The sequence below is a fragment of the Mesorhizobium sp. B2-6-2 genome, assembly GCF_006440615.1.
In the GTDB taxonomy this organism is placed as follows: Bacteria; Pseudomonadota; Alphaproteobacteria; order Rhizobiales; family Rhizobiaceae; genus Mesorhizobium.
On record NZ_VFUG01000007.1, the window covers coordinates 26000 to 39042 of the forward strand.

8 protein-coding genes are annotated in these 13043 nt (G+C 65.1%); 2 read left to right on the forward strand and 6 right to left on the reverse strand.

Annotation, left to right across the window (positions count from 1 at the left end; all coding sequences use genetic code 11):
* The first annotated feature begins 89 nt into the window (after positions 1 to 89).
* The gene (locus tag FJ419_RS16045) at positions 90 to 6203 is read left to right on the forward strand and encodes a kinesin (protein ID WP_140694917.1); all 6114 of its coding nucleotides are present in this window, start codon (positions 90 to 92) and stop codon (positions 6201 to 6203) included.
* Positions 6204 to 6271: 68 nt separating this feature from the next.
* Here FJ419_RS16045 and FJ419_RS16050 read toward each other — a convergent pair whose 3' ends face one another.
* Genes FJ419_RS16050 through FJ419_RS16070 form a run of 5 tightly spaced genes read right to left on the reverse strand, consistent with a single transcriptional unit; the run spans position 6272 to position 10671 of the window.
* Complete coding sequence (locus FJ419_RS16050) at positions 6272 to 6589, reverse strand: hypothetical protein (RefSeq protein ID WP_140627668.1); 318 nt, start codon at positions 6587 to 6589, stop codon at positions 6272 to 6274.
* A gap of 5 nt (positions 6590 to 6594) precedes the next feature.
* On the reverse strand, positions 6595 to 7248 hold the full coding sequence (locus FJ419_RS16055; RefSeq protein ID WP_140694920.1) for an ABC-type transport auxiliary lipoprotein family protein: 654 nt from the start codon (positions 7246 to 7248) through the stop codon (positions 6595 to 6597).
* Positions 7249 to 7284: 36 nt separating this feature from the next.
* On the reverse strand, positions 7285 to 8658 hold the full coding sequence (locus tag FJ419_RS16060) for an MlaD family protein (protein ID WP_140694923.1): 1374 nt from the start codon (positions 8656 to 8658) through the stop codon (positions 7285 to 7287).
* Between the two features lie 14 nt (positions 8659 to 8672).
* Positions 8673 to 9485, reverse strand: coding sequence for an ABC transporter ATP-binding protein (locus FJ419_RS16065; RefSeq protein ID WP_140694926.1), 813 nt, complete (start codon positions 9483 to 9485; stop codon positions 8673 to 8675).
* A 1-nt stretch (position 9486) separates the two neighbouring features.
* A complete protein-coding gene (locus FJ419_RS16070; protein ID WP_140694929.1) occupies positions 9487 to 10671 on the reverse strand; it encodes an ABC transporter permease in 1185 nt (394 codons plus the stop codon).
* 77 nt (positions 10672 to 10748) lie between these two features.
* On the opposite strand from FJ419_RS16070, the gene dgcA reads away from it, so the two are divergent.
* The gene (gene dgcA, locus FJ419_RS16075; protein ID WP_140694932.1) at positions 10749 to 11732 is read left to right on the forward strand and encodes an N-acetyl-D-Glu racemase DgcA; all 984 of its coding nucleotides are present in this window, start codon (positions 10749 to 10751) and stop codon (positions 11730 to 11732) included.
* Here dgcA and FJ419_RS16080 read toward each other — a convergent pair.
* Entirely contained in the window at positions 11703 to 12917 is a 1215-nt protein-coding gene (locus FJ419_RS16080; protein ID WP_140694935.1) for an MFS transporter, read from the reverse strand. The genes dgcA and FJ419_RS16080 overlap by 30 nt on opposite strands.
* Positions 12918 to 13043 lie beyond the last annotated feature (126 nt).

The window sequence follows — 13043 nt, forward strand, 5'->3', positions numbered from 1 at the left end:
CCTCCTGCGCGGGATAGACAAGCCAGAATCGGGCCAGAATCAGGCCAAAATCATAAGTCCCGCGGCAGCTAGTACAGGGTAGCGAAGGCATGGCTAAGAAACCAACGACGACGAAGTCTCTCGAGAATGACGTGGCCGCGGAACTGGAAAAGGCGCTTGACCTTGACCTTAACGGCGACGAAGGCGGCCTCGACATGGCGGCGTCGATGGAGGATCTCGAAGCGCAGATTTCGGCGGCGGCCGACGAGCTAGCGCGCGAAGGGCGCAGCCAGAGGACGGAGCCCGCAAACAATCCCCAGCCTGCCAGCCCCCAGCCTCCCAGGACGCCCGCGGCCAAGCCGGCCGAGTTGCGCCCGGTCGAGTCGCGCAACGGGCAGCCGTCCGGCTTTACGCCTCCCGCCGGCTTCACGCCCGCCAATGACGACCGCCAGAAGGACTACAAGACGCTGCTGCACAGCCTCAATCGCCGTGCGTCCAGCACCGTCTACTGGGTGATCGCCTTTATCTCGCTGGCCTGGATCGCCGGCGCCGGCGGCCTGGCCAACCTGTTGTTCGGCCCCGGCATCTGGAACATCCGTACCTTCGACCAGTTCTTCGCCCGTCCTGAGCTCATCGGCCTGGCGGTTGCCGCGATCGTTCCGGTCATCCTGTTCTGGGCGTTCGCCGCCATGATCCGGCGCGCGCAGGAAATGCGCCTCGCCGCGCAATCTATGACCGAGGTCGCCTTCCGCCTGGCGGAGCCCGAAAACCTCGCCCAGGACCGTGTCATGATGATCGGCCAGGCCGTTCGCCGGGAGGTGGCGGCCATGGGCGAAGGCATCGAGCGCACCCTGGCCCGCGCGGTCGAGCTAGAAACGCTCGTCCACGGCGAAGTAAGCCAGCTCGAACGCTCCTATTCCGAGAACGAGGCCCGCATCCGTTCGCTGGTCGACGGTCTCGGCAGCGAGCGCGAGGCGGTCGTCACCCATGCCGAGCGGGTGCGCGCCTCCATCGCCAGCGCTCACGAGACGCTGCGCGACGAGATCGGCTCGGCCAGCGACATCATCCGCGACTCGATCCTCAACGCGTCGACCAAGCTGTCGATGACGATCAACAATTCCGGCGACACGCTGATCGACCGCATCAATGAAAGCTCGACGTCGATCTTCGATTCCGTGGAATCGCGCCTGGACAACATCACGGACCGTCTTTCGACCTCCGGCGAGGCCTTCGCGAGTCTCCTCGACACCCGTATCGCCAAGCTGACCGACACCACGGATGGCCTTACACGCTCGCTGACCGACCTGCTCGACGACCGCACCAACGGCATGGTCTCGCTGCTCGGCGGCGCGGCGCGCACCTTGAGTTCGGAGTTCGAGACGAGCCTCAGCGGCATCGAACGGACGCTGGCCGAGCGCGGTCAGGCGCTGATCAGCGAATTCCAGACCCGCGCCGAAGCGCTCGACACCGGCACGCAGAAACTCAACGCCGCCCTTGAGGCCCGCGCCCGCCAGATCAACGAGACGCTGGTCGAGCGCGCCCGCGAGATCGCGCACACCTTCGCCGACAGCAAGGACCAGCTGACGTCGATGATCGATCAGGGCAAGACGCAGATCGGCGCCGACATGGCGGACATCATCTCGTCGACCTCTTCCATGCTCGAAGCCCGCGCCACCGACTTCGCCGGGCGCATGGAAGCGGCCCGGCATGTCGTGTCGCGCTCATTCGATTCCGACATCCAGCGGCTGGCCGATGCCCGTGTCGGCATCGAGGAAGCCGTCGAGAACCACAGCCGCGCGCTTTCGGAGAGTCGCGAGCGCATGGCTGCCGCCATGCAGGAGGACCTGGCGAAATTCGCCGAAGGCCGCGTGGCAATCGATGCCGCCGTGACCAACCAGGTGCAGAAGCTGGCCGAAGGCCGCGGCCTGATCTCGCGCGCGCTGGAAGAAGACCTGCGCAAAGTCAACGAGTCGCGCGCCGCCATCGATGCGTCGCTGGGCAGCCATCTGGAGCAGCTCGAAGAAGGCCGCAATCGCCTGTCCCAGGTCTTGAACGAAGACTCCAGCAGGCTCGTCCAAGCCCGTACGATGATTGACGAAATGGTCGCCGGCCATGTCGGGAAGCTGGCCGAGGGCCGCAATATCCTGGCGCGCGCCCTGGAGGCCGATCTCAACAAGCTGCAGGACAGCCGCGCCTCCATCGACGGCCTTGTCGCCGGTCAGGTCGAGAAGATCGCCGAGGGCCGCGCCGTGCTCGCCAAGGCGCTCGAGACCGACATCATCGGCATCCGCGGCCTGATCGAGACCCACTCGACCAAGCTCGCCGAGGACCGCGGCGAGCTCAGCCGCGCCCTTGAAAGCGATCTGAGCGGCATCCGCGGCCTGATCGACAGCCACGCCGGCAAGCTCGCCGACGACCGCAGCCTGCTGTCGCAGACGCTGGAAGCCGACCTTGCCAAGCTCGCCGAAAGCCGAGCCTCGATCGACGGCCTTGTCGCCGGCCAGGTCGAGAAGCTCGCCGAAGGCCGCGACATCCTCAAGCGTGCCCTGGAAGCCGACATCAACGCCATCAAGGGAGCCATAGCGGGACATTCGGACAGGGTGCTGGAAGATCGCTCACAGCTTTCGAAAGCGCTTGAAACCGACCTGCAGGCCGTCAGCGGCGCCATCGCCGACCATCAAAACCGGCTCGTTCAGGACCGTTCCGTGCTGTCGAAATCGCTGGAGGACGATCTCGCCAAGCTGGCGGAGAGCCGCTCCAGCATTGACGGGCTGGTCGCCGGCCAGGTCGAGAAGCTCGCCGAAGGCCGCGACATCCTCAAGCGCGCGCTAGAAGCCGACCTCAACACCATCCAGGGCGCGATCGTCGATCATTCGCAGAAGATCACCGGTCACCGCGCCGAGCTTTCGCGTGCGCTGGAGACCGATATGGCTAATGCCAGCGGCCTCATGCAGACCCATGCCGACCAACTGTCGCAGAACCGTGCGACGCTGTCCAAGGCGCTCGAGGACGATCTTGCCAAGCTCGCCGAGAGCCGCGCCGGCATCGACGGCCTGGTGTCCGGCCAGGTCGAGAAGCTCGCGGAAGGCCGCGACATCCTCAAGCGTGCGTTGGAAGCCGACCTCGCCAAGCTCGCCGAAAGCCGTTCCTCGATCGACGGCCTGGTCGCCGGCCAGGTCGAGAAGCTCGCCGAAGGCCGCGATATCCTTAAGCGCGCCCTCGAAGCGGACCTCCAGAAGCTGACGGAAAGCCGCTCGGAGATCGACGACGTCATCGCCGGCCACGTCGGCAAGCTGTCCGAGGGCCGCAACATTCTGGCCAAGGCCCTCGAGGACGATCTCGTCAAGCTTGCCGATGCGCGCAAGGACGTCGACCGTTCGGTTTCCGGCCATATTGACCAGATCGCTGCCCGAAGCAGCGATATCTCGGCGGCGATTGCCGCCGATGTCGAGAAGATCGAGCAGGCCTTCAGCCGGCAGACCGGTGTCATCGAGGAGCGCGCCGGCACCATGGAGCGTGCGCTGTCGACCGGCGTCGACAATGTCCGCGGCGTGCTGGAAAAGACCGCGGTCTTCGTGGCGGGCGCGCTGCGCGACAAGGTCATGGAAATCACCAGCACCCTGCACGAGCAGGCCGGTGCGGCTTTCAGCGACGCCGACCGCAAGATCGCCGAACGCGCCGAGCAGACTTCCGCCGCGCTGCTTGCCAGGGCCGAGGACATTGCGCAGGCTTTCGAGGCCGCGGACCGCCGCCTGCACGAGCGCGCCCAGGATACGTCCAACATGCTGATGGCGCGCGCCGACGATGCCTCGAACTCGCTCATGGCCCGCGCCGAGGAAACCGCCGACAAGCTGGCCGCACGCGCCGGCGACATCGCCAACACCTTCGACGCGGCCGACCAGAAGCTGGTTGCCCGCGCCGTCGAGACGGCGCAGTCGCTGGCCGCCCGCGCCGGCGACATCCTGCGCAACTTCGAGGGCGCCGACGAGCGGCTTTCGATGCGCATCAGCGAATCGGCCGAAGCGCTGGCCGCCCGAGCCTCGGACCTCGGCCGCATCTTCGACAGCGCCGACCAGCATCTGATCTCGCGTATCGCCGAGGGCTCGGAAGCACTGTCGTCGCGGGCGTCCGAAATTGCCCGTATCTTCGACGACGCCGACAGCCGTCTGGTGTCGCGTATCGCCTCGAGCACCTCGACCATCGGCGAGCATGCCGACACGATCGTCGGCGCCTTCGCGGCGACCGAACAACGCGTCGCCGACCGTGCCCGCCAGACCGGGCAGGAGCTTGCCGTGCATGCCCGCGAGATCGAGCAGGCGCTGGCCGGAGCCGACGAGCGGTTGGCCGCAAGCGCCTCGGCCGCGGCCGCCCGTGTCGAGGACCAGGTGGCAAGCGTGGAAAACCGCTTCGCCTACACCGCCGAGACCATGGGCCAGAAGCTCAACGAGCAGGTCTCCAGCGCCGAGGCCCAGCTCATCTCGCGCGCCAATGTCATCGCCGAGACCTTCACTGCGGTCGGCCAACATATCGGCCAGAGCACCAACGAGGCCGCGCGCACGATCGGCGCCAACACTCGCGAGCTCAACACCATGCTCGCGGCGCGTTCGGCAGAGATGGCGAAAATCCTCGACGAGACGGCCAAGCCGCTGGTCGAGCGCTTCGCGCAGGGCGGCTCCGAGCTGCAGCGCAGCATGGAAGAGGTCACCGAACGGGCGGCCGAGAAGCTGCGCAGCGAGAACACGAACCTCGTCAATGCTCTCGCCAGCCGCACGGCCGAGACGCTGTCGGCCGTCGAAGGCGCCCGCTCGTCGCTTGCCGACAGCGTGGCCGATCTTATCGGCCGCATGACGACCTCCAGCGCGCAGCTCGGTCAGTTGATCGACCAGGCTGCCGTCAATCTCGGCCAGGTCGAGGAGCGGCTCTCCGGCAGCACACAGAGCTTCGCCACGACGACGGAGAAGGCCGCCCAGACTTTCGCCAGTTCGGCGCGTCTGGTCGATTCCAATACGACGCGGCTCACCGACCTGTCCTCGGCCACGCTGCGCGAGGTGGCCTCGATCGCGACCAAGTTCGACGAGCACAGCCGGTTGCTCTCCAGCGCCTCGAATTTGCTCAGCTCCGCGCAAAGCAATCTCGAGCACACGCTGGAGCGTCAGTCCTCGCTGGAAGACCTCGCCGTCGGCCTGGTCAAGAAGTCGGAAGACCTCGAGAAGGTGATGCGCTCCTTCGAAAACCTCGTCGGCCAGACGATGCAGACCGCGGAGGGCCGCACGATGGAATCGGCTGAAAAGATCCGCACCGCCATCGCCGACGTCGTCGATTCGGCGACACGCCGCTTCGCCGATGCGACCGAAGAGATGCGTCGCACCGCAGGCTCGATCAAGAGCGAGCTCGACCTTACCCGCGCCGAGCTGAAGAAGGGCGTGATCGAGATGCCGGAGGAGGCCAAGGAATCGACCTCGGCCATTCGTCGCGCTGTCGCAGAACAGATCAATGCGCTCAAGGAACTGTCGGATATCGTTGCGAAATCCGGCCGCAGCGGCAGCAGCGAACAGGGCGAGCCACGCGGTCTGCGCCCTGCTCCGCAGGCGCCGGCCCGGGCCGCCGAACCGCCGCTGCGCCGTCCCCCGGCGCCGCAGCCACAGCAGCAACCGCAACCGACGGCCCGCGCTCCGCAGGCGCCGCTCGCCGAGACCACGCTGCGCGGCACGCTCGACCTTGAACGCCCCGCCGAGGCGCCGCGCCGCGATCCGAACGGCAAGCCCCAGCAGGGCGGATGGGTACGCGACCTCCTGACCAATGCCTCGCGTGAGGAAGAGCTGCGGCCGGCGGCACCGGTGGAAGCGCCGCGCGCGACGCCTGCCCAGCGCTCGCCGCTGCATGTCATGGAGTCGCTCAACTCGCTCTCCGTCGACATCGCCCGCGCCATCGACCATGACGCCTCGATCGAGCTCTGGAACCGCTACCGGCGGGGCGAGCGCGACGTCTTCACCCGTCGCCTCTACACGCTGAAGGGCCAGCAGACCTTCGACGAGATCCGCCGCAAGTATCAGGCCGAGGCGGAATTCCGCGCCGCGGTCGACCGTTACTGCGAGGATTTCGAGAAGCTGCTCAAGGATGTCTCGCGCAACGACCGCGACAACATCATGGCGCAGACCTACCTGACGTCCGACACCGGCAAGGTCTACACCATGCTGGCCCATGCCAGCGGCCGGCTGCACTGAGCCAGTGCTTGATCAAAAGAAACGAAAAAGGCGGGCCGAAAGCCCGCCTTTTTCTATCTGACTCACGGTCAGAAACCGCCGTCGGGGTCCAAATCACGAATTGAGTTCGCGATAGGCAATCCAAGGCTTCGCTGATCAAGCCATAGTACTTTGCGTCCACTATTTTCGCGTTCTGATAGAAGGTCAGTATGTGCCATTTGCATCGCGAGCAATAGCGCCTGCACTTGGTCGATCCCGTAAGCTTTTCGAGAACGTGAACCTTCGGGCCACGCTATTTCATATCGGCACTGGAAATCTCGCCCCTGCTCGAACTCGGGCAAAAAGAAACGGCAGGTCACCTCCTTACCGTCGACCGAAAGCGTCCTTTGAACAAAACTGACGGCCATTTCCCTCAGATCACCGTATCCGTCCAGCGGACGATATCCTTCGCCGCCTGACCGAAGGCGCCGTCCAGCGCGCTGACGTAAGCCGCATTGCCGCTGCCAGAGACCGGGGCGCTCGCGGTGAAGCTCTTCGAGGCGCGCACCTCGCCGTTGCGGTCGTTCAGGATGCGCACGAACAGATCGACATCGGCATGCTCGCCGCCATTGACGCGCACCTCGAAGGAGCGCACCTCGACTATGATCTGGTAGTCGATCGCCAGCCCCTCGCCTGGCTTTCCGACGCCGGCAAAGCTGCCGGAGCGCTGGAAGGTTTCGGCCAGCCTCGCTTGCACGATCAATGGCAGCCGGTCCGCCCATTGCGCGCCCTTGAGGAACTGGATCGACCGGTCGGAAGGCCTTATGACGATGTTCTGGCTGTCCAGCGCCTTGAGCGCCGACGGCTGGGCGATCAGGATCTGGCGGCGGCTGTGGGCACGCACATCGAGCGACGGCGCGGACAGTTCGAATGTGTCGAGCGGCGCCGGCTTGCCGCCCAGGGCCGCGCAGCCGGCGACCGCAAGCACCAGCAACGCTGCGGCGGACGATCTCAAACTATCCGCAACCACCCCGATCGACTTCACGCGTGATCCCCGCTGTCCCCGGATCTTACGATCAACCCGCATTTGCGGTTCATTTCTTGACGGTCGCGGCGGCCGAAGTCAACGCCGTGCCCTTCCATCGAACTGCCGGACCTCGCCGGCGCCGCCGGACAGAATGCGCTGCGGGTTGCGGCTCAGATCGGTTACCGCTTCCTCGATACGATTGATCGAGCGCCGGCTGTCCTGCACCAGCCCCTCGACGTTCTGCAGGCCCTGGCCGGAGAAGCGCGACAGGTTGTCGACGATTGTGCCGAGGCGGGAGTTCAGCGTGTCGGCTACCTGCTTGAAGGATTTCAATGTCGCCCTGGCATCGGCCATGACACCGTTGGCCTCGCCGGAGCCAAGGAGATTGTCGACCTTTTTGAGGATGCCATCGACGCGCACCGAAGCGTCGTTGAGGCGCTGCGCGAGCTGGCGGGCGTCCTTGATGGTCTCGTTGATGTCGTCGGAACGGTTGGCGATCTTGTCGGTGACCTTGGCGATGTCGGACGCCGCCTTGTCGGCGTTGGCGCTGGCCTTCTGGATGTTGGCCAAAGCGGCCTTGACGTCGGCCGGATCGATGCCGTCGAGCACGCCGTTGACCTTGGCCAATGCACCTTGCGTCTGCTTGGCGAAGTCGTTGATCGAGCCGACCGCCGTGTTGACGTTATCGATGACGGTGTCGAACTGCTTCGAGGTCTCTTTCAGGTTCGTCGTCACCGTATCGACATTGGCCACGATGCTCTTGATCTGGTCCTTGTCGACGGAATTGAGCAGGCCTTCGGCGGCCTTCAGCGTGCTGTCGAGCCGGCCCGAGACATTCTTCAGCTGATCCGAAAGCGAGCTCACCGCCGACAGGAACTTGTCGATGCCGTCGGAATTCTTGGCCAGCGCGTCCGAGAAGGTCTCGACGTTCTTGACCGTCTGCGTCAGCGGACCGCGAACGTCCTTGGTGAAGCCTTCGAGCTCGCCAAGCACCTTGTCGGCGCGGGTGAAGATGTTCTGCGCCGTCTGCAAAAGGTTGGTGACCGCGGACGGATTGGCGACGATTTCGGCGACCTTGCCTTCCTTCTCCGCTTCGTCGAGCAGCCTGGTCTCCTTCGGATCGGCGCCCTTGAGCTCTATATTGGCCTGGCCGCTGAGGCCCGTCAGTCCGATATCGGCCTGCGTCGATTTGGTGATCGGCGTCCAACGGGCAATTTCGGCGTCGGCGATGGCGACGGTCGGATCGTCGCCGTCGATATAGACGTTCTTCACGTCACCCACCCTGACGCCGTTGAACAGCACCAGGCTGCCGCGGCTGAGGCCGGAAGCCGAGCCCGGGATGCGCACGCGCAGCATCGCCGTCTCGCCCCTATTGCCGATGGCGGCCGTCCAATAGACGAAGGCGAAGGCCGCCAGGATCGCGCCCAGCGTGAAGATGCCGACGATTACGTAGTTGGCTCTTGTTTCCATCGCCCCACTTATGGCTATGCGCGCGCCGCAAGATCAAGTTGCCGGGCGCGTTTTCCGCGGAAATAGGATTTCACCCACGGCTCGTCGCTCTTCAGCATGTCGTCGATCGTGCCTTCGACCAGCACCTTCTTCTTGCCGAGCACCGCCACGTGATCGCAAGCGGTAAACAGCGTGTCGAGATCGTGCGTGACCATGTAGACGGTCAGATCCATCGTGTCGCGCAGCTTGACGACAAGCTCGTCGAACTCGGCGGCGCTGATCGGGTCGAGCCCCGAGGTCGGCTCGTCGAGAAAGACGATGTCGGGATCGAGCGCCAGGGCGCGCGCCAGCGCCGCGCGCTTGATCATGCCGCCGGACAGTTCGGACGGGAATTTCAGCGCGGCGTCGGGCGGCAACCCGACCAGCTCGATCTTGAGCAATGCCAGCTCGTCCATCAGCGCCTTGGGCAGGTCGAGATATTCACGCATCGGCACCTGCACGTTTTCCATCACCGTCAGCGCTGAAAACAGCGCGCCATGCTGGAAGAGGACGCCAAGCCGCATGTCGATGCGCAGGCGATCGGCGTCGCTGGCCTTGTCGACGTCGACGCCGAACAGGCTGATCGTCCCCGATTGCTTCGGCATCAGTCCCAATATGGTGCGCAACAGCACCGACTTGCCGGCGCCCGAAGCGCCGACGAAGCCGAGGATTTCCCCGCGCTTGATATCGAGCGAGAGCTTGTCGAGGATCACCTTGTCGCCGATGGCGACGGTGACATCGCGAACCGAAAGCACGATCTCGTCGTCATTCGTGTCCTGCGCGGCCGTGGCGCCGTTGCCGTTCGCCATCTCAGAACCCGATCGCTGCGTAGAACATGGCGAAAAGCCCGTCGAGGATGATGACGACGAAGATCGACTTCACCACCGACGCGGTCACGTGCAGGCCCAGCGATTCGGCGCTGCCGCCGACCTTCATGCCCTCGACCGAAGCGATGATGCCGATGATCAGGGCCATGAACGGCGCCTTGATCAGGCCGGCAAAGATGGTGCTGAGGTCGATGGCGACGCGCAGCCTGTCGATGAACGCGGCCGGCGGGATGTCGGAATAGAGCCAGGCGGCGACGATGCCGCCGCCGAGCGCGGCAAAATTGGCGATGATCGTGAGGCATGGCAGCCCGATCACCAGCGCGACGAGCCGCGGAAAGACCAGCACGCCGATCGGATTGAGGCCGATCACCTTCAGCGCGTCGACCTCCTCGCGCATTTTCATCGAGCCGATCTCGGCGGTGATGGCGCTGCCCGAACGGCCGGCGAGCATGATCGCCGTCATCAGCACGCCGAGCTCGCGCAGGATCAGCACGCCGACGAGGTCGACGACGAAGATGTTGGCGCCGAAATAGCTGAGCTGGTAGGCGCCCTGCTGGGCGACGATGGCGCCGACAATGGCCGACATCAGCACCACCACCGGTATCGCGCCGACGCCCATGCGATCAATCTGGTTGAAGATCGCGGCCGGGTTGACCGCGTGGCCGCGGCCGAGCTTCATCTGCGCGCCGCGGATCGTGGCGCCGAGGATGTTCATCGAGGCGAAGAAATCGTCGCGCATCTCGTAGACCCGCCGGCCAACCAGCTCCAGCGCGCGTAAGATGATGTTGGGCGGCCCGGACGGACCCGATTCGGGCTCCCGGCGAACCGCATCGCCGACCGCGCCGAGCAGGATCGAAGCGATCTCGCTCTGTCCCTGCAAATGGACCTCGACGCCTTTCTTCTCGAAGGCGCTGGCCAACCGGTCGATAAGCCATGCGCCGGCGGTGTCCATCTTTTCAATGTGGGAAAGGTCGAGCATCAGCTGTTTTGCGCCGCTTCTCTGCTCGATCTTGCGCATGTCGGCATCGACCAGCGCCACGGTGCGCGTCGTCCACACGCCGGAAAAGGCGCAGCCCAGCACGCCGCCTTCCTCGCCCACGGCGATGCGAGGCCGGTGCTCGGCGTCCTTGGGCTCGCCGCTTGCGTCGCGTTTGCGGATGGTCAACATGGCGTCCTGTTTAGCGTGACCGGACTGGCGTGTCGATTTGCCGGCAGACCGGTGTCGCACAGCCGGAGAAGAAAATTATGGCGCGTGTCATTTCGGTCGAAATGGAGCGATTCCCGATCGCCGGCACCTTCACCATCTCACGCGGATCCAAAACCGAGGCCGAAGTCATCACCGTAACGATCGCTGACGGGGGACGTTCCGGGCGCGGCGAGTGCGTGCCCTACAGACGCTATGGCGAGACCATGGAGGGGGTGCGCGCGGCCATCGAGGCCATGCGCGATCCGATCGTCGCCGGCATCGACCGGATCGCCTTGCTCGCGGCCATGCCGGCCGGCGCCGCGCGAAACGCCATCGACTGCGCCCTTTGGGACCTGGAGGCCAAGCTGACCGGGACGCCGGTGGCGGCGGCAATTGCGGCCCTTCCGATGACGCCGCTGGAAACCGCCTACACGCTGTCGCTCGCCGAACCGGACGCCATGGCGGCGCAAGCGCGTGCCAATGCCGCGCGGCCCCTGCTCAAGGTCAAGATCGGCGGCGACGGCGACATGGCAAGGATCCGCGCGGTGACGGAAGCCGCTCCCGAAAGCCGCATCATCCTGGATGCCAACGAGGGCTGGACCGACGAAAATGTCGAGGCGAACCTTGGCTTCGCCGCGCGGCACGGCGTCGCGCTTGTCGAACAGCCGCTGCCGGCGGGCAAGGACGACATCCTGCGCCGGATCGCGCATCCGGTGCCGGTCTGCGCCGACGAAAGCGTGCATGCGGCAAGGGACCTCGATGCGCTGGTCGGGCTCTATGACGCCGTCAACATCAAGCTCGACAAATCCGGCGGCCTGACCGAGGCGTTGAACTTGCGCGACCGCGCGCGCGAACTCGGCTTCGGCATCATGGTGGGCTGCATGGTCGGCACCTCGCTCGCCATGGCCCCGGCGGTGCTGCTCGCGCAGGACGCCGACTTCGTCGATCTCGACGGTCCGCTGCTGCTGGCACGAGATCGCGAGCCCGGCCTCGTCTACCGGGGATCGCTGGTTTCACCTCCCGACAGGGTGCTTTGGGGCTGAACGGGAAGCTAGGCCTATCAGCACCATGCCGACGACCGCGATCGGGATCATCGCCCAGAAACCGTCGACGCCCAAACGGTCATAGAGCGGGCCTGAAGCGAGCGTCACCGCCGCCATGAAGAAGCCGTTGAAGAAATAGGCGATGCCTTGCGCGGCGCCCGTGCGCTCTTCGGAGACCGTTTCGCCGATCATCTTCTGCAGGCCGATCAACACCATCGCGACCGATACCGAATGCAGCGTCTGGACGCCGAAGAAGCCGACGACGCCCAGACCGAGCGGCCAGACCAGCGGAAAGGTGATCCAGCGCACGATCGAACCGATGCCGGCGATCACCATCACCCTGGCGACCGAGATGGAAGCAAAAATACGGTTGAAGAACACGAACATGCAGACTTCCGACACTACGCCCCAGGCCCATAGCAGGCCAACGACGGAATCGCCGATTCCGATCGATTTCCAGTAGATCGAGACGAAGCCGTAGAGGAAGGCATGGCTGGCGGTGATGATGCCGACGCCGAGCGTGAAAGAGAGGAAGTAGGCATTGAACAGGCTCGGCGCCTTATGCTGGATCTCGGTCGCCGACAGCGGCGAGGCCTTGCGCGGCCGTCCCATGCGCGGCGACAGCAGCGCCGCGACCAGGGCCGCGCCGAGCGCAATGAAGATGATGACCGGGACCGTCTGCGGCCCGGTGGCCGCCAGGATGAACCCGCCCACGACATTGGCGCACAGATAGGAGATCGAGCCCCATTTGCGCATGGCCGTGTAGTTCGAGCCGAAACGGCGCACGCCCGAAAGCGCCAGCGAATCGGCCATCGGCGAATGCGGCGTCCAGACGATCGTCAAAAGCAGCGACACGGCGAGCACGACGGCATAGGTAGCCGGCAGGAAATAGCCGGCAGAGATGACCATGGAGGCTGCAACCACCGCGATATAGACATCGGCGCGATCCCGGGCCCGGTCGGCAAGCGCGGTCAGCATCGGCGTCGTCAACACGCGCAGGAACATCGGCGCCGCCAGGATGACCGCAATCTGCTCGGCATGAAAACCTTTCGCCTGCAGCCAGAGCGGAAAGTAAGGCAGATGCGTGCCTTGCGAGACGAACAAGGTCGCGAAGATCAGGCTCATGCGCAGTTCGAAATGACTCGGCTTAACAAGCTGTTCGGGCGATAGCGGCGGCAGCGACATGAATCGATCCAATTTCGCTGCATTCGACTCCCATGCAACGTGTCTCGATCCCTAACATGCAGCAAAGCGTGACGGAACCGGCTGGACCAATCGATCGAGGGCTAAGCTGTTGACGGAAGGGCCTGG